General features: G+C 64.3%; 22 protein-coding genes, 3 pseudogenes and 1 riboswitch. Of the genes and pseudogenes, 11 read left to right on the top strand and 14 right to left on the bottom strand.

Annotated features, from left to right (window positions below; all coding sequences use genetic code 11):
• Window positions 1–29 precede the first annotated feature (29 nt).
• A pseudogene (locus tag P9254_RS09395) lies at window positions 30–705 on the bottom strand (queuosine precursor transporter).
• 111 nt (window positions 706–816) lie between these two features.
• Window positions 817–1,113: a 50S ribosomal protein L28 gene (rpmB, locus tag P9254_RS09390; RefSeq protein ID WP_278053305.1), complete on the bottom strand. Its 297-nt coding sequence runs from the start codon at window positions 1,111–1,113 to the stop codon at window positions 817–819.
• Window positions 1,114–1,366: 253 nt separating this feature from the next.
• Between rpmB and P9254_RS09385 the strand changes: the two genes are divergently transcribed.
• Both P9254_RS09385 and P9254_RS09380 read left to right on the top strand, forming a co-directional pair.
• Window positions 1,367–2,158 carry a DUF3108 domain-containing protein gene (locus P9254_RS09385; protein ID WP_127247131.1) on the top strand — a complete coding sequence of 264 codons (792 nt, stop codon included), beginning with the start codon at window positions 1,367–1,369 and terminating at the stop codon, window positions 2,156–2,158.
• A 143-nt stretch (window positions 2,159–2,301) separates the two neighbouring features.
• Window positions 2,302–2,973 carry a lysoplasmalogenase gene (locus tag P9254_RS09380; RefSeq protein WP_095799884.1) on the top strand — a complete coding sequence of 224 codons (672 nt, stop codon included), beginning with the start codon at window positions 2,302–2,304 and terminating at the stop codon, window positions 2,971–2,973.
• Here the strand turns inward: P9254_RS09380 and P9254_RS09375 are convergent.
• Window positions 2,970–3,401: a cupin domain-containing protein gene (locus tag P9254_RS09375; protein WP_095823994.1), complete on the bottom strand. Its 432-nt coding sequence runs from the start codon at window positions 3,399–3,401 to the stop codon at window positions 2,970–2,972. The two genes, P9254_RS09380 and P9254_RS09375, sit on opposite strands and share 4 nt — an antisense overlap.
• Window positions 3,402–3,411: 10 nt before the next feature.
• Window positions 3,412–4,179: a hydroxyacylglutathione hydrolase gene (gene gloB, locus P9254_RS09370; protein WP_095824182.1), complete on the bottom strand. Its 768-nt coding sequence runs from the start codon at window positions 4,177–4,179 to the stop codon at window positions 3,412–3,414.
• Between the two features lie 99 nt (window positions 4,180–4,278).
• On the opposite strand from gloB, the gene P9254_RS09365 reads away from it, so the two are divergent.
• From P9254_RS09365 to P9254_RS09355, 3 genes are all read left to right on the top strand, one after another.
• The gene (locus P9254_RS09365; protein ID WP_095824183.1) at window positions 4,279–5,049 is read left to right on the top strand and encodes a class I SAM-dependent methyltransferase; all 771 of its coding nucleotides are present in this window, start codon (window positions 4,279–4,281) and stop codon (window positions 5,047–5,049) included.
• A 118-nt stretch (window positions 5,050–5,167) separates the two neighbouring features.
• Window positions 5,168–6,979 (top strand): ABC transporter ATP-binding protein/permease, encoded by a 1,812-nt coding sequence (locus tag P9254_RS09360; protein ID WP_278053299.1) that lies wholly within the window; start codon window positions 5,168–5,170, stop codon window positions 6,977–6,979.
• A gap of 51 nt (window positions 6,980–7,030) precedes the next feature.
• Window positions 7,031–7,828, top strand: coding sequence for a DUF1194 domain-containing protein (locus P9254_RS09355; RefSeq protein ID WP_127247127.1), 798 nt, complete (start codon window positions 7,031–7,033; stop codon window positions 7,826–7,828).
• Between the two features lie 43 nt (window positions 7,829–7,871).
• Here P9254_RS09355 and P9254_RS09350 read toward each other — a convergent pair whose 3' ends face one another.
• The 5 genes from P9254_RS09350 to metX form a co-directional block, all read right to left on the bottom strand.
• The gene (locus P9254_RS09350) at window positions 7,872–8,807 is read right to left on the bottom strand and encodes a glycosyltransferase family 2 protein (protein ID WP_095782444.1); all 936 of its coding nucleotides are present in this window, start codon (window positions 8,805–8,807) and stop codon (window positions 7,872–7,874) included.
• Window positions 8,808–9,008: 201 nt separating this feature from the next.
• Complete coding sequence (locus P9254_RS09345) at window positions 9,009–9,998, bottom strand: glycosyltransferase (RefSeq protein ID WP_278053298.1); 990 nt, start codon at window positions 9,996–9,998, stop codon at window positions 9,009–9,011.
• A 115-nt stretch (window positions 9,999–10,113) separates the two neighbouring features.
• Window positions 10,114–10,932: a Stf0 family sulfotransferase gene (locus tag P9254_RS09340; protein ID WP_127247125.1), complete on the bottom strand. Its 819-nt coding sequence runs from the start codon at window positions 10,930–10,932 to the stop codon at window positions 10,114–10,116.
• The gene (metW, locus tag P9254_RS09335) at window positions 10,881–11,495 is read right to left on the bottom strand and encodes a methionine biosynthesis protein MetW (protein ID WP_066990286.1); all 615 of its coding nucleotides are present in this window, start codon (window positions 11,493–11,495) and stop codon (window positions 10,881–10,883) included. Before metW ends, P9254_RS09340 begins: the two co-directional genes overlap by 52 nt.
• A gap of 88 nt (window positions 11,496–11,583) precedes the next feature.
• Window positions 11,584–12,753, bottom strand: a complete 1,170-nt coding sequence (gene metX / locus P9254_RS09330; protein WP_095782441.1) for a homoserine O-acetyltransferase MetX — start codon at window positions 12,751–12,753, stop codon at window positions 11,584–11,586.
• A 90-nt stretch (window positions 12,754–12,843) separates the two neighbouring features.
• Window positions 12,844–12,921, bottom strand: a riboswitch (SAM riboswitch).
• A 136-nt stretch (window positions 12,922–13,057) separates the two neighbouring features.
• Between metX and hisC the strand changes: the two genes are divergently transcribed.
• Complete coding sequence (gene hisC, locus P9254_RS09325) at window positions 13,058–14,161, top strand: histidinol-phosphate transaminase (RefSeq protein ID WP_278053293.1); 1,104 nt, start codon at window positions 13,058–13,060, stop codon at window positions 14,159–14,161.
• Between the two features lie 18 nt (window positions 14,162–14,179).
• Window positions 14,180–15,106, top strand: coding sequence for a prephenate/arogenate dehydrogenase family protein (locus P9254_RS09320; RefSeq protein ID WP_095799891.1), 927 nt, complete (start codon window positions 14,180–14,182; stop codon window positions 15,104–15,106).
• On the opposite strand, the pseudogene P9254_RS09315 reads toward P9254_RS09320, so the two are convergent.
• Together P9254_RS09315 and P9254_RS09310 are read right to left on the bottom strand one after the other, a co-directional pair.
• Window positions 15,103–16,015, bottom strand: a pseudogene (locus tag P9254_RS09315) (sugar kinase). The gene P9254_RS09320 and the pseudogene P9254_RS09315 overlap by 4 nt on opposite strands.
• Before the next feature lie 7 nt (window positions 16,016–16,022).
• Window positions 16,023–17,021: a DUF2125 domain-containing protein gene (locus P9254_RS09310; RefSeq protein ID WP_066990272.1), complete on the bottom strand. Its 999-nt coding sequence runs from the start codon at window positions 17,019–17,021 to the stop codon at window positions 16,023–16,025.
• 125 nt (window positions 17,022–17,146) lie between these two features.
• On the opposite strand from P9254_RS09310, the gene P9254_RS09305 reads away from it, so the two are divergent.
• The 3 genes from P9254_RS09305 (at window position 17,147) to P9254_RS09295 (ending at window position 19,507) form a co-directional block, all read left to right on the top strand.
• On the top strand, window positions 17,147–17,677 hold the full coding sequence (locus P9254_RS09305) for a gamma-glutamylcyclotransferase (protein WP_067319144.1): 531 nt from the start codon (window positions 17,147–17,149) through the stop codon (window positions 17,675–17,677).
• Window positions 17,678–17,795: 118 nt separating this feature from the next.
• Window positions 17,796–18,743: an aldo/keto reductase gene (locus tag P9254_RS09300; RefSeq protein WP_278053289.1), complete on the top strand. Its 948-nt coding sequence runs from the start codon at window positions 17,796–17,798 to the stop codon at window positions 18,741–18,743.
• A gap of 143 nt (window positions 18,744–18,886) precedes the next feature.
• Window positions 18,887–19,507: a LysE family translocator gene (locus P9254_RS09295; protein ID WP_278053572.1), complete on the top strand. Its 621-nt coding sequence runs from the start codon at window positions 18,887–18,889 to the stop codon at window positions 19,505–19,507.
• Between the two features lie 7 nt (window positions 19,508–19,514).
• Here P9254_RS09295 and P9254_RS09290 read toward each other — a convergent pair whose 3' ends face one another.
• Both P9254_RS09290 and P9254_RS09285 read right to left on the bottom strand, forming a co-directional pair.
• The gene (locus P9254_RS09290) at window positions 19,515–20,309 is read right to left on the bottom strand and encodes a lysophospholipid acyltransferase family protein (RefSeq protein ID WP_095779346.1); all 795 of its coding nucleotides are present in this window, start codon (window positions 20,307–20,309) and stop codon (window positions 19,515–19,517) included.
• Between the two features lie 81 nt (window positions 20,310–20,390).
• A pseudogene (locus P9254_RS09285) lies at window positions 20,391–21,292 on the bottom strand (LysR family transcriptional regulator).
• Between the two features lie 102 nt (window positions 21,293–21,394).
• Between P9254_RS09285 and P9254_RS09280 the strand changes: the two are divergent.
• Entirely contained in the window at window positions 21,395–22,015 is a 621-nt protein-coding gene (locus P9254_RS09280; RefSeq protein ID WP_095823981.1) for a pyridoxamine 5'-phosphate oxidase family protein, read from the top strand.
• On the opposite strand, the gene P9254_RS09275 is transcribed toward P9254_RS09280, so the two are convergent.
• Window positions 22,012–22,740 (bottom strand): YdcF family protein, encoded by a 729-nt coding sequence (locus P9254_RS09275; RefSeq protein WP_066990251.1) that lies wholly within the window; start codon window positions 22,738–22,740, stop codon window positions 22,012–22,014. The two genes, P9254_RS09280 and P9254_RS09275, sit on opposite strands and share 4 nt — an antisense overlap.
• Between the last annotated feature and the right edge of the window lie 22 nt (window positions 22,741–22,762).

The raw sequence follows: 22,762 nt of genomic DNA, 5'->3' as shown, positions 1-22,762 counted from the left end.
CGTAAAGCCGCGAAGGGCCGCTTCAAGGGTCAGGCGATGGCCGGCTGGCTCCAGCGGGCGGCAAGCAGCCGGTAGGGGATCAGCGCCACCACCGCGATGATCAGCTTGACCGAGAGATCGCCCAGCGCCCAGGACACCCAGCGCATGGTTTCGACAGGCAGCACGCCCATCAGCGGTGCCGTCTCCAGCGCGAGGCCGTCGTTCGGCCCGACAAAGGCGAAGGCGGCGGAGAAGCCGACGCCGAAGAACACCACCGTGTCGAAGACAGAGCCGACCAGCGTGGACGATCGGCGCGCGCCACCAGCTTTGCCGGCGCAGACGATTGAACACGGTCACGTCGAGCAGTTGTGCGGCGACGAAGGCGGCGCCGGACGCGGCCGCGATTCGCACCAGCCGGTCAGCGGCGGTCTCGAACGCGATCAGACCGTGGCGGAACAGGAAGGGCGGAACGAGGATCGAGCAGACGACCGCCGTCATGAAGCCGACGAAGACCACTTTGCGCGCCACAGCGGGGCCGTAGCGACGATTGGCAAGATCGGTGACCAGGAAGGAGAAAGGATAGGTGAAGGCGCCCCAGGTGAGCAGGTCGGCCAGCGACAGGCCGCCGATCTGGCCCTGCATCGGGAACTGGACAAGGATGTTGGACGCCACGACGACAAGCGCCATGGCGGCCACGAAAGGCAGGTATCGTGAAAGGAAGTTCATTTTTTTATCCTGGGTAATGGAACCAGCCGAGCGTCATGACGGCGCTCACTGTCCGAGCACCAGTTTGGAGCCGGTGCTCGAGGCGGTCGTCCCCCGCCTGAAAAGAGAGCTTTAGGCGGCCGACTGCTCGGCGAGCTTTTTCGCGATCTGCTTCTTCAGCAGGCGAGCGCGCTGCGACAGCTCCTTGGCGTCGGCCTTGGCCAGGAACGCGTCGAGGCCGCCGCGATGCTCGACCGAACGCAGCGCGTTGGCCGAAATGCGCAGGCGAACGTTCTGGTTCAGCGCTTCGGAAATCAGCGTCACATTGACCAGGTTGGGCAGGAAGCGACGCTTGGTCTTGTTGTTGGCATGGCTCACATTGTGGCCGGTCTGGACTGCCTTGGCAGTGAGCTCGCAGGTGCGGGACATCTTGTCTAACCTTCAGTTCTAAACCTGCCAAACCATTCTGCCCGCGCCAGGCGGCGCGCGGTCTCGGTCAGGCGGCCTTTGGAAAAGTTGGCGTTCCATAGTTGCATTTCGCCACTACGTCAAGCTCCGGCACCTACGCGGCGGCCAAGCTCGCTCCATATAAAGGCCGGAATTCGTCGTATAAGCCCTGCGCGAAGGGATTGCCAGGCTGGAACCGTTGCGTTTCCGCCAGTATCAAGGACCTGCCGCCGCCATGCTTCGCCCATCCCAAGCCCTTGCCGCGCTGCTCGCCGTCGCTGTGCCTACAACCGCCTTCGCTGCTGCCTCGCCGCAGTCCTTCAAGGGCGAATACACCGTGTCGTTCCTGGGCCTTTCGGTCGCCAGGGCGACGTTTTCCAGCCGTTACGACGGCGACACCTATGCCATCAATGGCACCGTCTCGGCCGCCGGCATCGCCAAGCTGTTCGACGATACGAAAGGCACGATCTCGTCGAAGGGTACGATTTCGGGCCAGCAGATGCGGCCGCGGGCCTTCCGGGCCGACTATACTTCCGGCAAGAAGGCATCGGTGGTCGACATACGCTTCGCCGATGGCGACGTCTCCTCGACGAAGGTCGTTCCGGAGCCCGGCAAGCGCGATCCCAAGAATTGGGTGCCGGTCGGCTCCGGCGACCTGAAATCGGTGGTCGATCCGATGGCCGCGACCGTCGTCCATGCCGACAGCCTGGACAAGGTCTGCGGGCGGACCATCAAATTCTACGATGGCGAGATGCGCGCCAACCTGTCGCTGACCTATGCCTCGAAAGGCTCGATCTCGGTGCCGGGCTACAAGGGCGACACCGTGACCTGCAAGATGGGCTTCGAGCCGGTGGCGGGCTATCGCAAGGGCCGCAAGGCGCTGGACTTCCTGAAGAACAAAAGCCGCATGATGGTGACATTTGCACCCGTCGGCCAATCCGGCGTATATGCGCCGATCCGCGCCACGGTCGGGACCCAGATCGGCCCGCTGACCATCAGCGCAAGACGGTTCGAAGCAGCCGAATAGTTAGGCGCCACGGCGCGCCGCCGGGGATGGGGCATGGGGCGCGCAACACTGATCGGTTTCTCGGCGGACGCCCTGTGGGCGCTGTTTGCACTGCTCACCAAAGCCTCGGGGCTGCGCAAGCCGGCGACCGGCGGAGCGCGCGCATGATGCCGTTTCCGGGCGGCATCGACGCCAATCCCAATGCGACGCTTTTGTTCTCGATCGCCGCCGCCGCGATTTACGTCCTTGCGCTCGAGCTGCCGCCACGCCTCGCCCGTTCCGCCGCCAAGACGCTGGCCGTGGCCTTGTTGGCGGCGCTCGCCGTCATGCAGGGCAGTCCGCCGCTGCTCGTCGCAGCGCTGGCGCTCAGCGCCGCCGGCGACGCGTTCCTCTCCCAAGACGGTGAAAAAGCCTTTCTTGCAGGGCTGGCGAGCTTTCTTGCCGCACATGTCGCCTATGTCGCCTTGTTCCTGAACGCCGGTGGCGGAATCGGCCTGCTCACCGCCGAGTCCTGGCGCGGCGCCATTGCGCTGGCGCTGGCGGTTTTCGTTATCACGATGCTCGCCGCGCTTTGGCGGCGCGTCGGAGCCGCCCTGCGCGTTCCGGTCGCCGTCTATGCCGGGGCGATCCTCGCCATGGGTGTTTCGGCGCTCACGACCTTTCATCCCTGGGTCATCGCCGGAGCCGTGCTGTTCATCATATCGGACGGGCTGCTGGCGGCAGAGCGCTTCCTGCTGGCCGCGAGCTCGCCGCATCGCGTCTGGATGCGCTACGCGGTCTGGGTGCTCTATTATGCGGCCCAGTTGGCGATCACGCTTGGTTTCCTGCTGGCCTAGGCTGTTTTCGGCTGCCAGTCCGGCTCGGCCAGCTCGAAGGCTGCGAAATCGAAGCCCGGTGCCACCGTGCAGCCGACCAGCGTCCATCCGCCGAGGCTGCGCGCCGACTGCCAACAGCCGGCCGGGACCACGATCTGCGGCCGCTCGCCGGCGGAAAGTGCCGCGCCCAATAGATGTTCGACGACGGTGCCGGAGCCTTCTTCGTGCGTGGAGAGAGCCAGCGGCGCGCCGGCATAGAAATGCCAGACCTCGGCCGCGTCCTTGACCCGGTGCCAGGCCGAACGCTGGCCTTGCTCCAAAAGGAAATAGATCGCGGTCGAATGGCCGCGCGTGCCACCCTCCGCGTCGCGAAACGTCTCGGCATACCAGCCGCCCTCGGGGTGCGGCTCGAGGCCGAGCGCGGCGATGATTTCGGCGGCGCTGGTCATAAAGGAGCGCTCAGAAGTTATCCTTGCGCTTGCGGATCTCGGCGAACACGTCCGTATCGCTCGCCCTCTCCATGCCGAGATGTCTGCGGATCGCCGGGTCGTGCCAGCGCAGGAACGGATTGGTCGACAGTTCCTCGCCGATCGTCGTCGGCAGGGTCGGCTTATTGTCGGCGCGCAGCTTCTCGATCCTGGCGGCGCGCTCTTTCAATGCTGAATTGCTGGGGTCGACGGTCAGGGCGAAGCGCGCGTTGGCCAATGTGTATTCGTGGCCGCAATAGATGACGGTCTCGGCCGGAAGGGCGGCAAGTTTCTTCAGCGAATCGTGCATAACCGGCGGCTTGCACTCGAAGAGCCGACCGCAGCCCAGCGCAAACAGCGTGTCGGCGGTGAAGGCCACTTTCGAGGCCGGCAAATGGTAAGAGACATGGCCGGCGGTATGGCCGGGCGTCTCGATGACCTCGATCTTTTCCTCGCCGAGGCGGATGACGGAACCCTGGCTGACCGTCTCGTCGATGCCGGGGATCTTCGCCTGTTCCGCTTCCGGTCCGACGATGGTGAGCTTGAAGCGCTCCTTCAGGGCCAGATTGGCCTCGACATGGTCGCCATGATGATGCGTGGTCAGGATCATCGTCGGGGTCCAGCCGGTGCGCTTGATCGCAGCCAGGATCGGCGCTTCTTCCGGGGCATCGATGATCGCCGTCTGCCCGCTCCTGGGGTCATGCACCAGAACGCCGAAATTGTCGGTGCGGCACATGAACTGTTCGATTTCGACCGGCATCACGTCGCTCTCCCTTATGGCCGCAGACATAGGGCGCCCGGCCGCCGATGTCATCCGCCTTTGTTGAACTCGCCGGATATCGCGGCTACCGTCCGGCGCATGCATTCCGATATCGTCGATCTCCGGTCCTTCTATTCGACCACGCTCGGGCGCCTCGCCGAGCGCGCGATCACCATGTCGCTGTCGTCGATATGGGCGCCCGTTCCGAACGAGCGCCTGGTCGGTCTCGGCTACACGCTGCCGTGGCTGGAGCGGTTCGGCGCCGATGCCGAGCGCGTCTTTGCCTTCATGCCGGCGACGCAAGGGGCGGTGGTCTGGCCGGCGACGGGGCCGACGGCGACGGCGCTGGTCTTCGACGAGGAGCTGCCGCTGGTCGATTCCTGCATCGACCGCATGCTGCTCGTCCACTCGCTCGAACATGTCGAAAATCCGCGCGAGACGCTGAACGAGATCTGGCGCGTGCTGTCGCCGGCGGGCAGGGTCGTCATCGTCGTGCCCAACCGGCGCGGCGTCTGGGCGCGTTTCGAGCACACGCCCTTCGGCAACGGCCGGCCGTTCTCGCGCGGCCAGCTCACCGAATTGCTGCGCGAGGCCAATTTCACGCCGGCCGCATGGTCGGATGCGCTGTTCTTCCCGCCATCGCCGCGGCGCTCCATGATGCAGTTCCACAACGTGCTGGAGCGCGCCGGCCGGCGGCTCTGGCCGATCTTTTCCGGGGTCATCGTCGTCGAGGCACAGAAGCGGCTCTACCAGGGCGTGCCTGTCGCGCAGCGCGCGTCGCGCCGCGTCTTCGTGCCGGTGTTCTCGCCGCAGGGCGCAACGACGCTCGGACGTCGGGCCGACGACCCGGTGCCGCGGGCGGGCGGATGACGCGTTCGTGATCGGGGCCAAGCCTTGCGTCATACGGCAATCGTCACCCTATCTCAGAGGCGGGTTCGGGGTGCGGCATCGCCGCCAATGACCGTTCCTGGCAGCAGGGATCTCGCATATGGACCACACGCCCAGTATCGAACAGGCCGCGTTCTCAGTCGAGACGAGCCGCCTCTCAGACCAGCTGGCGGCGATCAGGCTGGCGCTGAAGGCATCGCCGGTGCGCAGGCGGCTCCTGTGGGCCTCGATCGGCATTGTCGGCGTCATCGTCGCGACCTCGATCGGGCAAGTGCTGCTCAATCGCTGGAACCAGCCTTTCTATGATGCCCTGGCGCGGCGCGACCTGCCGGGCTTCCTGCATCAGCTGATGGTATTTGCCGCAATTGCCGGCAGCCTCCTGGTGCTCAATGTCGGCCAGACCTGGCTCAACCAGACGATCCGGCTGAAGTTGCGCGAGGCGCTGACGCTCGACCTGATCGATGAATGGATGCGGCCGGCGCGTGCGTTCCGGCTCACCCATGCGGGTGCGATCGGCGTCAATCCCGATCAGCGCATGCAGCAGGACGCGGGGCATCTCTCCGACCTGTCGACCGATCTCGGCGTCGGCCTGCTGCAATCCTTCATCCTGCTTGTATCCTTCATCGGCGTGCTGTGGGAGCTCTCTTCCGGCTTCGTCTTCCATGTCGGCGGCCATTCGCTGGAAATACCGGGCTACATGGTCTGGGCGGCGATCCTTTATGCCGGCATCGCCTCCTGGCTGAGCTGGCTGGTAGGCCGGCCGCTGATCCGCTTCAACAGCGATCGCTACACGCGCGAGGCCGTGCTGCGCTCCTCCGTGGTCCGCGTCAACGAGAATGTCGACGCCATCGCGCTCGCCCATGGCGAGGCGGACGCCAGGCGGCAGCTCGAGCTCGACCTCGGCGGCGTGCTCGACGCCATGCGGCGCATCTACAGCGCCCAGATCAACCTGTCCTGGGTTACCGACGCCTATGGCTGGATCACCGTGGTGGCGCCGATTCTGGTCGCCGCACCGGTCTATTTCGCGGGCGACATCAGCTTCGGCGGTTTGATGATGGCCGTCGGCGCCTTCAACCAGGTGAATTCCTCGCTACGCTGGTTCATCAACAACATCGGCGCCATCGCCGATTGGCGGGCAACGCTGATGCGCGTTGCCGACTTTCGCATCGCGCTCGGCGAAACGGACATCCTGCATGCCAAGGAAAAGCGCATCGCGTTCGGCGAAAACGCAAATGGCACACTGACATTCGACAAGCTCGAAGTCGCCTCGCCCGACGGCTGCACCAGGCTTGCGGAGACGGAGGTCGAGATAAAGGCCGGCGAGCGCGTCATGATCACCGGCGATCCGCGCGCCGGCAAGACGCTGTTCTTCCGCGCGATCGCCGGCCTCTGGCCATGGGGCGGCGGCCGCATTGGCATGCCGGCCGGAGAGACACCGTTCTTCGTGCCGCGCACCCCCTATTTCCCGCTCGGCACGCTGCGCGACGTGCTCAACCATGCCGAAGGCACCAAGATCGACGACGACGAGATTTCCGCCGTGCTCGGTGAAGTCGGCCTCGAGCGCCTCTCGTTCCAGCTCGACCGCTCGGCGCGCTGGGAGCATGAGCTGGCCGACGATGAGCAGCGGCTACTCGCCTTCGCCCGGCTGGCGCTGAGGAAGCCGAAATGGGTGATCATCGACGAAGCGCTGGATACGTTCGACGGCGCCACGCTTCGGCGCGTGCTGGCGATGCTGCAGGCCAGACTGCCGCACGCCGCTATCCTCAATATCGGGCGCGGTCTGCACAACAACCAGTTCCTCCCGCGCGCGCTCACCATCGTCAAGGACAGCAGCGGATCGGCGCTGAAGCCGGCCCGTCTCCGCGCCGGGGCGATCGAACCCCCGCCTGTTGCCGCGCGCGCCAAGAAATAGCTTTATTTCGCCGCGATCGCCGGGAAGAATCCCGGCGTGGTGGAGCCTGCCATGCTCAAGCTGTTCAGCCTGCTTGCATGCCTTGCCTGCGCCGAGGCAGCGCCAATGCCTGCGATCGGAGGCACTGCCGTCGATGTGGAACTCGTGCTGGCCGTCGACATCTCGCAATCGATGGACGAAGAAGAGTTCGCCCTGCAGCGCGCCGGCTATGTCGAGGCGCTGCGCCATCCCGACTTCATCAGCGCCGCGCGCTCGGGCCCGAGGGGCCGCATCGCGCTCGCCTATTTCGAATGGGCGGGCGTCGTGCGCGACGACGGCGTGATCGGCTGGCAAGTGATCGACGGCGCGGACAGCGCCAACGCCTTCGCCGACACCATCGCGGGTCGTCCGTTCCGGAGCTTTCGCGGCACGTCGATTTCAGGCGCTCTCGGATTCGGCGCCGGACTTCTGGAGAAAAACAGCTACTCGGCGCCGCGCCGGGTCATCGACATATCGGGGGACGGGCCCAACAATGCCGGGCTGCCCGTCGCGATGATCCGTGATGCGGCTTTGGCCAAAGGCATCGTGGTCAACGGCCTGCCGATCCTGATCAGTCCGTCGCCGAGCGTCATTCGTCTCGACCGTTACTATGCCGATTGCGTCACCGGCGGCCCCGGTTCGTTCGTGTTGCCGATCTATGCGGCGTCGGAATTCTCGACGGCTATCCGCCGCAAGCTGATCCAGGAGGTGAGCGGGATCGGCGACGCCGGAAGCATCCGCGTCGACGCGGAGGCGCCGACCGACTGCCTGCTTGGCGAACGGCTGCGGCAGCGGTTTTCCGATCCGTATTTTCCGGAGCTGGATCGGTGAGGTCCCAATTTGCACTGTTTCGGCCAGAGCGCCGCGCTGTGCCTCAGGCCGCTCTGGCGCCGTATTTGGCGCGGAACTCGTCATAGCAATCGCGGCGCCAGCGCCGGCCGACGACATAGCCGCGCAGCAGTTCGGTCGGCGAGTAGCCGAGCGCCTTTGACGACCGATTGGCGAGATAGCCCGAAAAGGCCTGTGGCAGCCTCCCCTTCAATATGTCGGCGATGATCTGCCGCGCGATCATATAGGGCGGCACGTCGGGATAGCGGTCGGCAATATAAGGATGTTTGCCGATCAGGTTGGCGTAGGCCTCGACATAGCCGTCGCGCCGGCCGGAGATCGAATTTTCCGAATTGTATTTCTTCCAGTCGATATCATCCGACAGCAAGGCGCCGCTGCGGTTGGCAAAACGCAGCAGCAATTCGCGGTCCTGCATGCGCGTGATATCGCTGTCAAAGCCGCCGATCGCAAGCAGCGATTCGTGCCGGGCGGTGATCGCCGAGCCAGCGATGAAGATCGTCTGCGAGACCAGGGCGCGCTGCAGCCTGCTCTTGTCGAGCAAGGCCTGACGATTGATGCATTTGGTGCTGCGGCCGCCCTTGACCGAGATGAAGGAACTGATCAGCACTTCGAGCGAGGGGTTCCTGTCGAAGTGCGACAGCGTCCGGTCGAGGCGGTCCGGCAGATAGACATCGTCCGAATCAAGAAAGGTCACGATCGGCGCCCGCGCGCGCTCGATGCCCGCGTTGCGCGCGGCATTGGCGCCGCGCCATTTCGCGCCGACATAGATCAGTCTGGGATCGCGAATCTCGGCCAGCGCCAAGGCCGTTCCGTCGGTCGAACCGTCGTCGACAACAATGTGCTCGAAGCGGGTAAGTGTCTGGGCAAGAACACTTTCCACCGCGCGCACGACCTGGCTTCGCCGGTTGTGCGTCGGCGTGATCACGGTGATCAGCGGAGCTGGGTCGGAGGCAGTCGGCATCTAACTTTCGTTATGGGCAGATAAACGATGACCGTAAGATACTGGCACAACCTGCCTCCATGTCCGCCCCCGGATGGATTCGGCAAACGCTACAGAAAAGAGCCGCCTATGTCACCTGAGGTGTCGCATCGGGGTCAAGTTCAGAGCATGTTTCCTCAAAGTTATGCGGTTTGAAAGCAACACTTCGCGGCGGTTTATCCTTCAACTATGCCCGACATAGTCAGGCACGGTTTCGATTTCGTCGCTTACGAGACCGGCAGCGAGGCTGAAATGACCAAGAAATGCCAGGGTATAAAAAGCCAGGCCCACCACCAGTGAAAACGGGATCTGCCAAAGAGGCATACCCGTTTGCGGCGCGTGGCTGAGCACGCGTCGCGTCGTGCGCCACGACATGGTCCACCAGCGACTGAACGACTTGACGATCCGCTGGCTGCGACTGGGGGCATGAAGCGCGACGAACTTGCGGTCGGCGTCCCTGCCGGTCACCAACGCGCGCCAATAGAAGAACCGCCAGCCACGCGGAGAGTAGTGGTAAACGCGCGCATCGACGTTGACGATCTTGTGGCCCTCGCGCCGAAGCTGGTGCATCAGCAGCGTGCAGGACACCTTGAAGCCGTTATGTGCCGGGAAAGGGTGGTTGACGATCCAATGGCGCCGGAAGGCGACATTGTTGGCATTGATCGCCCGCTTCGAGGCGAATCTTTCATCTCCGCGGGCCATCGGGAAGAACCAGATCAAGGCGAAGGTTCTCGAGAAGAAGTCGTCATAGGACAGATAGGTATGGCCGTTCACGCAGACGGTTTGCGGCTGTTGAAACGGCTGCAGCAGATTTGAAAGCCAACCTGGCTGAGGGACCGTGTCCGAATCCAGGAAAACGACGATGTCTCCTTCGGTCAAAAGCACGCCGTTGTTCTTGAGTTCGTAATACCGACCGTCGGGGCAAGCTGTGATTGTCAGGTCGGCAACCTGCATCAATTCAGGCGCTTCAGCTTCAATGCTCGCTTGCAGCAAGCTGCCGTCCGAATCGGGCCCGCCATGCGACACGACAACTTTTGGCTTTGTAAAACCGCTAGCGGAAACAGCCGCGATTTCGCGCGCCAGTGACTTCAGCCCCAGGCCGATCTCGTTCCAGTCGATGGATTTGGCGTTCTCCATCTCCATGACGATCGAATAGATCGGGTGTTCAGCCATAGATAATCACCACCAGTTTTGCCGGTACAGTCGCTATAGCCCTGCGGGGTATGCCGTCAAACGATTCTCGGTGCCATTCTATTTGCAAGTTTGCGCTTCAATCGCATGATTCTTTCTAGATCTTCAGGAACCCGCGCTTTTTTCTGTGCGGGAAGCTCGACGGGTCGGCATATTCAGACAGGAAACGTTTTCTCCATTCGTCATTGGTCGCGTCGCGCTGGATTTCGAGACCTGATCCGAGATTCGTTCCCCAGACAGGCTCGACCCCGGCCAACTGGGCAATTTTCTCGAGGCTTCCTCTCGGGTTTTGCTGGACCTGCTCGTAAGTTAGCGCAAGAAAGGACAGCCCGTTTTTCGCGAACCACCCGTCCCAGGCCAGATTTTCCATCAGAATCTTTTCGAGCGATTCGGCGATAGCCTCGCCGTCATAGCGTGGGGATGCGCGATTGACCTCGCTAGAGCGGAATCTGCGGGTTTGGCGCGCACGCGCCCATGAGATCGCCTGACCCAGCAAATCGCTGCGCGTCAGGCGCACATAGTGAAGGTTGGGAAGACTGGCGGGGAGGTTCACCTTCTTGGCAACTTGAGCGAATTGACTCGCAAAAAGCTTGATCGCGTAGATTCCGGAAGAGGACCGTCCTTCCGTCAGCGCCCTCAGAAGCTGCCCTCTGGCATCGCGCGGATAGCCTGGCTGTTCGAGCAGCCGGCGCCCGCCAAACCACTCCAGTGGATTGCCCAGCCCGGCGGAAGCCATCAGTCCTGCAAGATGATTGCTGCCGGTACGCGGCGAAGTGCACACAAGAATCCCTGTGCTTATCTCCGACAGAATTTCCGACGGGATTTGAACCACGGCCGGCCGGCGTCGAAAGAGATCGAGCGAGATCATCGTTTCAGCAAGAACACCGCCTGCTGGCCGAAGAAGTTCCAGAACCACCAGGGCATCGACAGGCCGATCTTCTGGCCGTTGGCGTCGAGCGCGGTCGCCTTCTCGACCGTCGCGCCGAGCTCTTCGCACAGATTGACGAAGTCGCGAATGGTGCAGAAGTGGATGTTCGGCGTGTCGTACCAGGAATAGGGCAGGTCCTTGGTGACCGGCATCCTGCCCTTGATCAGCAGCGAGAAGCGCACGCGCCAATGGCCGAAATTGGGGAAGGAGACGATCGCGCGGTTGCCGATCCGAAGCAGCTCGTCGAGCACAAGTTTCGGGTTGCGGGTCGCCTGCAGCGTTTGCGACAGGACGACGAAATCAAAACCTTTGTCGGGGTAGAATTCGAGGTCCTTGTCGGCATCGCCCTGGACGACGGAAAGGCCGCGCGCCACGCATTCGTTGACGCCGCGCTGTGACAGCTCCAGGCCGCGGCCATCAACCTGCTTGGTCGCCTGCAGAACCTCCAGAAGCACGCCATCGCCGGAGCCGACATCGAGCACGCGCGAATGCGGCGGGATGAGATCGGTGACGACTTCGAGGTCGACGCGCTGAGCGCGATTAACGCTCATGGGCACACCTCCGGCCTTTGAGCATTTGCAGCCAATGGGAATCTCGGCGTCTCAGAAGTGCGGCCAGGACACAGAGATCGCGCGCCACTCATAGGCTGAGCCCCCTTGCGCGCGCGGCCGAGGCTATGAAGCCGTTGATGGCCGCGAACAATTCCGGTTCGTCGAGCAGGAAAGCGTCATGGCCGCGATCGGTCTCGATCTCGACGAAGGAGACGGACGCGCCGGCGGCGTTCAGCGCATGCACGATCGAGCGGCTTTCCTCGGTCGGGAACAGCCAGTCGCTTGTGAACGACACGAGGCAGAAGCGTGTCTTGGTGCCGGCGAAGGCATCCGCCAGCCGTCCGCCGTGGTCGGCGGCGAGGTCGAAATAGTCCATAGCGCGGGTCAGATAGAGGTAGGAGTTGGCGTCGAAGCGGTCGACGAAGGTCATGCCTTGATGGCGCAGATAGCTTTCGATCTGGAAATCGGCGTCGAAGCCGAAGGTCAGCGCCTCGCGATCCTGCAGGTTGCGGCCGAACTTGCGGTGCAGCGCTGCTTCCGAGAGGTAAGTGATGTGCGCGGCCATGCGCGCCACGGCGAGCCCCTTTTCCGGCCGCCTGCCGAAATCGAGATATTTGCCGCCGTGCCAGTCCGGATCGGCCATGACAGCCTGCCGCCCGACCTCGTGGAAGGCGATGTTCTGCGAGGAATGGCGGGCGCCGGTGGCGATCGGCAACGCGGAGAAGACGCGTTCCGGGTAGCTTGCGGCCCATTGCAGCACCTGCATGCCGCCCATCGAGCCGCCGAGCACGCAGAACAGCTTCTCGATGCCGAAATGATCGACCAGCATCAGCTGCGCCCGCACCATGTCGCGGATGGTGATGATCGGCAGGTCGAGCCCATAGGGCCTGCCTGTCGCCGGATCGGTCGAGGCCGGGCCGGTGGAGCCGAGGCAGCCGCCGATGACGTTGGCGCAAATGACAAAAAAGCGGCTGGTGTCGATGATCCTGCCGGGGCCGATCAGCACCTCCCACCAGCCCGGCTTGCCGGTCACCGGGTTGGTGCTGGCGACATGCTGGTCGCCGGTCAGCGCGTGGCAGACGAGGATGGCGTTGGAGCGGGCGTCGTTGAGGGCGCCGTAGGTCTGGTAAGCGACCTGGAACGGCGACAGCACGGTGCCCGCATCGAGTTTTAGCGGCTTGTCGGGACCGAACTGCAACACCGGGCTCGACGGTTGGTCGGCCTCGTGGTTGGTCCTTGGAGCGCGCTGAGCGGCCATTGCATTCCCCATCCAGTCGCATCGATCTCGCGATACGGCGTCCGGCCGGCAACGGACAACAAAAAACCGGCCTGCCTTCGCAAAGCCGGTTACAGGTTGCAAACGGCCCTTTAGCGAATTGTTTAACGTGGCTGCAAGCCGACCGGCCAAATCACCACGGGAGATCCGGCTGTTCTTCTAGGGCCAGCGCCGCGCTTCGTCAACGGTCTGCCTACGCGCGAGCGCGCCGGCCCCTCGACATTCGGGGCCACCGCCTGTATTTCCGCTGCGGCCTCGAACCAGGGCCTCTCGACGGATTTGTGACATGAAGCAGGATCAGCCACGTCCGACGCCCCGCGCGGGCATCATGGACATCGAGGCCTATGTGCCGGGAAAAAGTACCGCGCCGGCCGGCGTGACGAAGGTCTACAAGCTGTCGTCCAATGAGAATCCGCTCGGGCCCTCGCCGAAGGCGATCGAGGCCGCCCGGGAGGTGGCTGCCAAATTGGACGTTTATCCCGACGGCTCCGCCCGCCGGCTGCGCGAGGCGATCGCCGATGTGTACGGCCTCAATCCGGCAAACATCGTCTGCTCCAATGGCTCCGACGAGATCCTGGGGCTGCTGGCGCAGACCTATCTCGCGCCGGGAGACGAGGCCGTGTTCACCGAACACGCCTTCATGGTTTACAAGATCTATATCCAAGCCGCCGGCGCCAAGCCGGTGGCGGTCAAGGAGACGGACGAGCGCGCCGACATCGACGCAATCCTCGCCGCGGTGACGCCGGCGACGCGGATCGTGTTCCTCGCCAACCCCAACAATCCGACCGGCACTTACGTGCCGTTCCAGGAGGTGCGCCGGCTGCATGCCGGACTGCCCAAGAGCGTGCTCCTGGTGCTCGACGCGGCCTATGCCGAATATGTGCGGCGCAACGACTATGAAGCCGGCATCGAGCTGGCCGGGAGCTCGGAGAACGTGGTCATGACCCGTACCTTCTCCAAGCTCGGCCTCGGCGGCGCACGCATCGGCTGGATGTACGGACCGGCGCATATCGTCGATGCCATCAACCGGGTGCGCGGGCCCTTCAACGTCAATGCAACCGCGATCGAGGCTGGCATCGCGGCCATCCGCGACCGCGCCCATGTCGAGCGCAGCGTGGCGCATAACGAGAAGTGGCTTGCCTGGGTCAGCGAGGAGTTGACCGGGCTCGGGCTGCGCGTGACGCCCAGCGTCGGCAATTTCGTGCTGATCCACTTCCCCGACAACAAAAAGCATTCGGCAGCGGCCGCGGACGACTATCTCAGCGCGCGCGGCTACATCCTGCGGCGCGTCACCGGCTACGGCTTTCCCAACGCGCTGCGCATGAGCATCGGCATCGAGGAGGCCAATCGCGGCGTCGTCGAGGCGCTCAAGACATTTCTGAAAAGCTGAAGCACCATGACAGCACCGATGTTCGGAAGAATAGCGCTGGTCGGCATCGGCCTGATCGGTTCGTCGCTGGCCCGCGTCATCCGCCGGGAAGGCCTGGCGCGGCACATCGCTGTCGCTACGCGCAGCCAATCGACGCTCAAGCGCGCCGAGGAACTGGGTCTCGGCGATTCCTACACGACCGAGGCCGAAGACGCGGTGCGCGACGCGGATCTCGTCATCGTCTCGGTTCCGGTCGGCTCGTCCGGCGAGGTCGCGGCCGAGATCGCGCCGGCGCTGAAGAAAGGCGCGATCCTCACCGATGTCGGCTCAACCAAAGCTTCGGTGATCGCGCAAATGCAGCCGCATGTGCCCGTCGGTGTGCATTTCATCCCCGGGCACCCGCTGGCGGGCACGGAAAAGTCCGGGCCGGATGCCGGCTTCGCCGATCTCTTCGACAACCGCTGGTGCATCTTCACGCCGCTGCCGGGCACGGATCCGGAGGCGCTGGAAAAGCTCTCCGAATTCTGGCGGCGCTGCGGCTCCAACATCGACACGATGGACCCGCAGCATCACGACATGACCTTGGCCATCGTCTCGCATCTGCCGCATATCATCGCCTACAACATCGTCGGCACCGCCGACGACCTGGAATCGGTGACCAAGACGGAAGTCATCAAATACTCCGCTTCCGGTTTTCGCGACTTTACCCGACTGGCCGCTTCCGACCCGACCATGTGGCGGGACGTGTGCCTGCACAACAAGGACGCGATCCTGGAAATGCTGGCGCGCTTCTCGGAGGATCTGGCCTCGTTGCAGCGAGCGATCCGCTGGGGCGACGGCGAAAAGCTGTTCGACCTGTTCACCCGCACGCGCGCCATCCGCCGCTCGATCATCGAGGCCGGCCAGGATATCGATGTGCCGGATTTCGGCCGTCAGGCCGTGGAGCACCCGGGGGCCAAGCCCTAGGCCTTCTGCTCGATCTGTCCCGATGGGGGCCAGTGCGCCGCCATCATGGCCATTGTCTCGGCTCTGTCCGGAGCGCCGAGCCGGCCGCCGAAGCGCAGGCATTTAAGCGCGGCGGCGGCGCTGGCAAAGCGCAGCGCCTGCTCGGACGGCATGGCTTCGGCAAGGCCGACGGCGAAGGCGCCGTGGAAGACGTCGCCGGCGGCGAGCGTGTCGACCGCCTTGACCTTCGGCGCCTCGACATGCCGGACGCGACCGGTTCCCCGATCATGCCACCAGGTTCCGGCAGCGCCGCCCGTCACCGCGACGAAGGCGTCGGTGCGCGAGGCGAGATCGGCGCATGCGCTTTCCGGATCGAGCGCATGGCCGCAGACGATCCGCGCCGCCGGCTCCGAGGCGACGATGTGCGAGGCCAACGGCAAAAGCCGCTCGAGCACGTCGATCGGCGCGGTGTCGGCGTCGAGGATCGCCGGACGGCCGGCGTCCCGCGCGGCCGTCCACCAGCACGGCGTCGAGGGCGGAAAGTTCGGCAAGCGGCAGCGTGTCGGGATCGGCTTGCGCCCTGCTGTCATAGAAGGGCACGATGATGCGCTCGCCATGGGCATCCACCAGGATCGCGGCCAGCGCGGAGCGCGCGCCGGCGACGCGGCGGACCAGGCTGCAATCGACGCCTTCCGCCTCGATCTCGGCAATCAGCCGGTCGCCGACCGCATCGTCTCCCGCGCTCGCCCAAAGCGACACATCGGCGCCGAGGCGATGCGCGGCGCAGGCCGCACTCGTCGCCATGCCGGAGGCGATCTGGACACCGTCGCTGGCGATGAACTTGCCCTGATGCGCGGGCAGCGTCTCGACACGCAGGATCGTGTCGAGGGTGAACGCGCCGACGCTGAGCAGTTTGATCGGTCCGGCCATCGCAGTCTCAATCGACCGGCTTGATCTTGCCGAGCGGGATGAAGCCAAGCGAAGCTTTACCCTTCACGATCTTGAGCGGCATGGACGGTTGGTTGCCGAGCATGGCAATGCCGGCAAAACCCTGCTCGATCTCGCTCTTGTGCTCGGGAATGGCGCCGGCGAGGATCGCCGCTACGGCCTTTGGGTCCTTCAGCTTGATCGACAGATTTGCATCGATCAGGCCGTCGGCGTCGATCGAGATCGGCCCGGACACAGTTACGCGCGCCGTGCCCGATGACACGTCGAGGCTGGCAATCTCGACCGACTGGCCGCGCAGGCTTTTCGGCGGCGCCTTAATCAGCGCGACGCCGTTCTTCACTGTCGCTTCGCCGGCGCCGTCGAGTTCCGGCAGCACGCGTCCGCCGACAGCTTCCGCGTCGATCTTCAGGTCGCCAAAGCTGCCGGTATAGACGAGGTCCTGGCCGTTCGGCTGCAGCTGGCCGGCCGCCTGGCCGGCGCTGAACAGCTGCACGGGATCGGTGTCGTCGGCCGGATCGGTCTGTCCAGACAAGCCTTCCGCCTGAAGCGAAATGCGGCGCGGAAGCGGCCATGACAGCTTGACCGTGGCGTGCAGCTTGTCCCAGTCGAGCCAAAGCGGCGGCATGCCCGGCGCCACAGTCCGCAACGGCCCGCGCAGGTTCGCCACGGGCGACAGAGGCTGGGTGATGCGAGCGACGACGTTCATATCGCCGGTCGAGGCCGCTACATTCCTGGCATCGTCCTGATAGGCCAGGCTGTCGCAGGCGACCGTGAAGTCCAGTGGATAACCACTGACCGTGAGATTGGCGCAGTCGGCCTTGATGCCCTTGCCTCCAAGCTCGGCCACGGCCCGCTCGGCCTCGGTCTTGACCTTGCCGGCGAGATAGAACCATCCGCCGCTGTAGAGCGCGAACAGCACCAAGATGAACGCCGCAAGCCAGAACAGCCGGCGGCGAGGTTTGCGCGATCGCTCGTCACTTGACGTCATGCTGCGGCTCTCGTTAACCCGCTCATGCGGCGAGCGGGTGGTTGTTCTTACGCACGACAAGCGGGGACAGAAGAAGCACCTTACCGGTGTGGTGTCGTCACTCGAATGCAATCAGGCTTGGCGATATGGGCGATTTTTGGGTTTTTGGCTACGGGTCGCTGATCTGGCGGCCCGGTTTCGCACATGTCGAGACGCGGCGCGCCCGTCTTTACGGCTTCCGCCGGTCGCTCTGCGTCTATTCCTTCGTCCATCGCGGTACGCGTGAGCGGCCGGGCCTGGTGCTCGGCCTCGACCGCGGCGGCTCCTGCGTCGGGCTCGCCTTCCGCGTGCCCGGCGATTTGCGTGACGAAGTGCTTTCCTATCTGCGCGAGCGCGAGCTGGTGACCAGCGTCTATCTCGAACGCACTCTCGATGTCCGGCTGGATGGGGCGGGACAAGGCGGAACGGTCGAAGCGGTCGCCTACATCGTCGACCGCGCGCATGAGCAATATGCCGGCGGGCTCGACGCCGGCCATGCGGCAAAAGTCGTGCGCGGCGCCGTGGGCCAATCGGGCAGGAACGAAGACTATGTCCTGAGCACAGTGGAGCATCTGAGGGCGCTCGGCATCCGCGACCACTGGCTGGAAGAGGTGGGGCGGCAGGTCGCGTCTTCGTGAAGATCTGGCCCGATCAAAAAGCAAAACCATGCCTTTGACCTCGGCAAGGCACGACCTAGCTTAGCCGCAATCCATCCTCTGGGCACCCAGGCCCTTCCCAGCATCACGGAGATCAGTCTTGCAGAAACGCCGTCTCGGTCGCACCGACCTTTCCATCGCGCCGCTGGTCCTTGGAGGCAACGTCTTCGGCTGGACCGCCGACGAGAAGACCTCGTTCGACCTGCTCGACCGCTTTGCCGAGGCCGGCTTCAACGCAGTCGACACGGCGGACGCCTATTCGCGCTGGGCGCCGGGCAACAAAGGCGGCGAATCCGAAACCATCATCGGCAACTGGATGAAGAGCCGCGGCAACCGGGACAGCATCGTCGTCATCACCAAGGTCGGCTCCGACATGGGACAGGGCAGGCGGGACCTCTCCGCAGCCTATATCGAAAAGGCGGTCGACCAATCGCTCAAGCGGCTGCAGACCGACGTCATCGACCTCTATCTGTCGCACTGGCCGGACCCGGCCACGCCTTACGAGGAAACGCTCGGCGCCTATCAGCGCCTGCTCGAGAAGGGCAAGATCCGCTATCCGGGCTGCTCCAATCTCGATGCGGGGCAATTGCGCGCGGCCCTGGATGTCGCCGGCCTGCGGGGCCTGCCGCGTTACGAGGTTCTGCAGCCCGAATACAATCTGTACGATCGCTCTTCGCTGGACGGCCCGCTGCTCGACCTGTGCAAGGCGGAAGGCCTCGGCGTCATCACCTATTTCGGCCTGGCCAAGGGGTTCCTCAGCGGCAAATACCGCAGCAAGGCCGACCTTGGCCGGAGCGAGCGTGGCGAAGACGTGGCCAAGTATCTCAACGAACGCGGCATGCGCATTCTCTCCGCGCTCGATGCCGCGGCCGGGCGCCATTCGGCCAAGCAGGCCGAAGTGGCGCTCGCCTGGATCATGGCGCGGCCGGGCATCACCGCGCCGATTGCCAGCGCCACGACGCACGCACAGATGGAAAGCCTGATCCGCGCCGCATCGCTCAAGCTTTCCGCCGACGACATCGCAGCGCTCGATCGCGCCAGCGCTTAAGGCGTGTCGATATTCAGGCGGATGCCGGCCTGACCTGGATCCAACATGCGTTGGTGCAGCAGGTCCCCCGCACGATCGTCCAAGACCTTGCAGATAGCCTCGCGATAATTCCTACCCGATCGCGGCAGGAATTGAGGTTCGGCATCGTCGGAGACGTTTTGTCCGAAGCGCAGCCCTGGCAGCAGGTGCTGGCGCTGGTCATGGCGGCGACCGTTGTCATGGGTAGCCCAGGTCCGGCGACGATCAGCGTCACCGCCGTCGGCGCCGCTTTCGGGCTGCGGCCTTCGCTGGCTTATACGTCCGGCATCGTGCTTGGAACGACGGCCGTGCTCCTGGTTGTGGCCGCCGGGATATTCGGCATGCTCGCCTCGGTGCCGGGGCTGGCACCGTTGCTGACTGTCGCTTCGGCCCTCTATATCCTCTACCTTGCCTTCAGGATCGCGACAGCGCCGCCGCTTGCCCAACGCGGCAATGCGGCGGCGCGTCCCACCTTCTTCGGCGGCTTCATGCTCGCCGTCGCCAACCCGAAAGCCTATGTGGCGATCGGCGCGGTCTTCGCGGGAGCTTCATCCACGGTCGACGGGCTCGGGATTTCGGCCAAACTTTTGGTGCTGGCAGCGATGATCGTCGCCATTCATGTGCTCTGGCTTCTCGCTGGGACGATTTTCGCGAGGCTGCTGCGCGATCCATTGGCGTCGCGGATCATCAATCTCGTCTTCGCGGCGACGCTGGTGCTGACGACTGCACTGGCGGGGCTGCCGTAAGGGGAGCTCAGGCCTTCGCCGCAGCGCCGAGCTCCGCCAGCCGCTTCACCGCCGTCGGCGGCATCGGCGGCGGGTTCGGCGCGCGCGAGGCCTCGACCAGCAGCTCGTCGCAGGCGGTCTCGGTCTCTCCGATCAGCCGCTGCATGAACTCCTCCTTGTCGAGCCCCGGAGGAATCGGCGGCAGGAAACGGGCCTTTATGGTGCCCGGATAACGCATGAACTTGCGGCGCGGCCAGTAGAGGCCGGCGACATGGGCGACCGGCACCACGGGAACGCCAAGCTGGGTATAGAGCTCGACGATGCCGTATTTGTAGGACGGCTCGGCGCCCGGTGGGCGACGAGTGCCTTCCGGGTAGATGATAAGCTGACGCGGATTGCGCGCCATCTCCTGCCTTGTCGCGGCAACGACAGCTTTCAGCGCCTTGGAGCGGCTGCCGCGGTCGACCGGGATCATGCGCATCTTCATGATGTACCAGCCGAAGAAGGGGATCCAGGTCAGCTCCCGCTTCAGGATATACAAGGCGTCGTCGAGATAAGGAAAAAAGGCGATCGCATCCCAGAAGGACTGATGCTTGGGCGCCAGGATGAAGGACCCCTCAGGCAGGTTCTCGGCACCCGTGATTTCGCTCCTGGTGCCGGCGATCTTGTCGTAAAGCCACATCGAGGTGCGCGACCAGAATTTCGGCACGAACCAGGCGCGGTGGCGGGGCGACAGGAAATAGAAGGGCGTCCAGAAGATCATCTGAACGACCAGGCTGAGATAGAAGGCAAGGTTGAACGCCAGCGAGCGGATAATGAGCATGCGGGAAAGGGCCCGGTGTGGAAGTGAGCGTTGGTTACACCAAGCGCGGGCAAAAAGGAAACGGCGCGACGGTCGGGCGCATCACAGCGAGCGCGCCAGCCGCTCCTTCAGGCGGGGCGCCGCGAAATCGAGGAAGGCGCGCAGCTTCACCGGCAGCAGGCCCTGACCGGCATGCAGGAGATTGACCGGCCATGGCGGCGGCTCGAACGGCTCGAGCACGACATGAAGCGCGCCGGCGCGCACCGCGGCGTCCGCCTGATAGGAGAGCACCCTAGTCAGGCCGAGGCCGGCGATCGCCGCATCGATTGCTGCCTCGGCGGTGTTGAGCTGCAGCCGCGAGCGGACCGGAACCACGGTTTCGCTCTTGTCGGTGCCGAAGCTCCACGTCGCGGGAGAGGCAAGCCCTTCGAAGGTGATGCATTTGTGGCCTGAAAGGTCGCGCGGTTCGAACGGCGTGCCATGCTTCGCAAGATATGCCGGGCTGGCGCAGATGATGCGGCGGATCTGGCCACGCGCGCTGCGACCATGGCCGAATCCGGCAGCTCGCCGATGCGCACGGCAAGATCGATATGCTCCTCGATCAGTTGCGTGATCCGATCGGACAGCGTCAGGCGGATGTCGACGTCGGGATAGGCGGCCAGAAAATCTGTAACAATCGGCAGCACATGCAGGCGGCCGAAGACGACCGGCGCAGTGATCACCAGCTCGCCGGTCGGGCTCAAGTATTCGCCAGCGGCGGCGCGCTCGGCTTCGCCCACCTCATCGAGGATACGGCGGCAGGCGGCGAGATAGGAACGACCAGCGTCCGTCAAGGTGAGGCGCCGCGTCGAGCGGTTGAGCAGACGCGTCTTGAGGTGCCTCTCCAGTTCGGAGAGCTTGCGGCTGACGGTGGCGAGCGGCACGCCGGCATGTCGCGCGACGGCGGAAAGGCTGCCGGCCTCCACGGTGGCTACGAACAAGAACATGGCGTCGAGGCGGTCCATTTATTCTTCCGAAATGTGGAAGGATGGATTGCAAATATGCCTTCTACCTCCGGATTTCGGAAGGGGCTACATGTCGTTCCACTTTGGCAGAGGACAGCCGCCATGGACGCCTTCACCAGCGACGTCGCCTTTACCCCTACGGTCAAGGCCATCCAGTCCCGCAAGGGCTCGCGCGCATCTTATGCGCGGGTCGAGGAGCGCGGCGGCTGGCGGGCGACGATCACGCCCGACCTCGCCGCCTTCGTCGAGGCGCAGACCAGTGTGTTCCTGGCGACAGCCAATGGCGGAGGTCAACCCTATGTTCAGCATCGCGGCGGGCCAGCCGGCTTCCTGAAGGTGCTGGACGAGCAAACGATCGGCTTTGCCGATTTCTCGGGGAACCGGCAGTTCATCACCCAGGGCAATCTTGCGGACAATGCCCAGGCCTTCCTGTTCCTGATCGACTACATGCTTCGGCAGCGCATCAAGATCTGGGGCACAGCGCGCGTCGTCGAGGACGATGCGGAGCTGACGGCGAGGCTGATGCCGGCCAACTACAAGGCGCGGCCGGAGCAGGCGATCCTGTTCAGCGTCACGGCCTGGGATGCAAATTGCCCGCAGCATATTCCGCAGCGCTTCGAAGCGGCGGATGTGGCCGCCGCGCTTGCCGAGCGGGATAGACGCATTGCCGGTCTGGAGCAGGAGATCGCACGCCTGCGCAACAGCGCGTCTGGCGAAGCTTAGTTCTTGCTCACCGTAGAGGCTTCGGCGAGCGTGACGCCCTCGGTGGTCGGCCGAAGCGGGACGATGCCGCGCGCCAGCGCCAACACATATTTGCTGTATTCGGTGAGCAGCACGCGCAGCGCTTCCGGCTTGGTCAGCCAGCTGCCATTGCCGAGCTTGTTGTTGACCACCGGATAGGGCTCAAGCCGCGCGCCATGCAGCAGCCGGCCCATCTCGAGCAGGCTGCGCGGCATGTGGTAGTTGTTGGTGACGACGATGATGCTGCCATAGGCGTGGCTTTCCACCCATTTGGCGCTCTCCTCGGCATTGCCGATCGTGTCGAGCGCGGCGCGGTCGATGTCGACGCAGCATGAGAACAGCTGCTTGTCGCCGCCCATTGCCGCTTGCAATTGGCGGCGGCTCGCCGTGGGGTGAACACCGCTGATCAAGAGCCGCTCGCCCTTGCCTGATGCCAGCAGATCCATGGCGGCGTCGAGCCTCGACTGACCACCGGTGAGCACGATGATTGCGTCGGCCCTGGCCGGATTGACCGGCGTCGTCATGTTGCTGACCTTGTCGGCAAACCAGCCGAAGCCGCCGGCGAAAAGCGCCAGCAGGGCGAGCACGAAGAAACCGCAGAGACGAAGCGCAAATCTGAGACGACCGGTTCTTGCAGACGCAGCACCGCGCGTAAGCGCCGCTGGCATCCGTCCAGCCGTTCCGATCGAGTCCCGCGCGTCCATCATCCCCAGGTTAATCCTGAAAACA

The organism is Mesorhizobium sp. WSM4983 (assembly GCF_029625765.1).
In the GTDB taxonomy this organism is placed as follows: Bacteria; Pseudomonadota; Alphaproteobacteria; order Rhizobiales; family Rhizobiaceae; genus Mesorhizobium.
Note: the sequence above shows the minus strand (reverse complement) of the source record. Positions and strands in the feature narration are given on the sequence as shown.

Coding starts and splice junctions, on each gene's coding strand:
- rpmB (WP_278053305.1), bottom strand. CDS start 1,113: ATGTCCCGCACCTGCGAGCTCACTGCCAAGGCAGTCCAGACCGGCCAC.
- P9254_RS09385 (WP_127247131.1), top strand. CDS start 1,367: ATGCTTCGCCCATCCCAAGCCCTTGCCGCGCTGCTCGCCGTCGCTGTG.
- P9254_RS09380 (WP_095799884.1), top strand. CDS start 2,302: ATGATGCCGTTTCCGGGCGGCATCGACGCCAATCCCAATGCGACGCTT.
- P9254_RS09375 (WP_095823994.1), bottom strand. CDS start 3,401: ATGACCAGCGCCGCCGAAATCATCGCCGCGCTCGGCCTCGAGCCGCAC.
- gloB (WP_095824182.1), bottom strand. CDS start 4,179: ATGCCGGTCGAAATCGAACAGTTCATGTGCCGCACCGACAATTTCGGC.
- P9254_RS09365 (WP_095824183.1), top strand. CDS start 4,279: ATGCATTCCGATATCGTCGATCTCCGGTCCTTCTATTCGACCACGCTC.
- P9254_RS09360 (WP_278053299.1), top strand. CDS start 5,168: ATGGACCACACGCCCAGTATCGAACAGGCCGCGTTCTCAGTCGAGACG.
- P9254_RS09355 (WP_127247127.1), top strand. CDS start 7,031: ATGCTCAAGCTGTTCAGCCTGCTTGCATGCCTTGCCTGCGCCGAGGCA.
- P9254_RS09350 (WP_095782444.1), bottom strand. CDS start 8,807: ATGCCGACTGCCTCCGACCCAGCTCCGCTGATCACCGTGATCACGCCG.
- P9254_RS09345 (WP_278053298.1), bottom strand. CDS start 9,998: ATGGCTGAACACCCGATCTATTCGATCGTCATGGAGATGGAGAACGCC.
- metW (WP_066990286.1), bottom strand. CDS start 11,495: ATGAGCGTTAATCGCGCTCAGCGCGTCGACCTCGAAGTCGTCACCGAT.
- metX (WP_095782441.1), bottom strand. CDS start 12,753: ATGGCCGCTCAGCGCGCTCCAAGGACCAACCACGAGGCCGACCAACCG.
- hisC (WP_278053293.1), top strand. CDS start 13,058: ATGAAGCAGGATCAGCCACGTCCGACGCCCCGCGCGGGCATCATGGAC.
- P9254_RS09320 (WP_095799891.1), top strand. CDS start 14,180: ATGTTCGGAAGAATAGCGCTGGTCGGCATCGGCCTGATCGGTTCGTCG.
- P9254_RS09310 (WP_066990272.1), bottom strand. CDS start 17,021: ATGACGTCAAGTGACGAGCGATCGCGCAAACCTCGCCGCCGGCTGTTC.
- P9254_RS09305 (WP_067319144.1), top strand. CDS start 17,147: ATGGGCGATTTTTGGGTTTTTGGCTACGGGTCGCTGATCTGGCGGCCC.
- P9254_RS09290 (WP_095779346.1), bottom strand. CDS start 20,309: ATGCTCATTATCCGCTCGCTGGCGTTCAACCTTGCCTTCTATCTCAGC.
- P9254_RS09280 (WP_095823981.1), top strand. CDS start 21,395: ATGGACGCCTTCACCAGCGACGTCGCCTTTACCCCTACGGTCAAGGCC.
- P9254_RS09275 (WP_066990251.1), bottom strand. CDS start 22,740: ATGATGGACGCGCGGGACTCGATCGGAACGGCTGGACGGATGCCAGCG.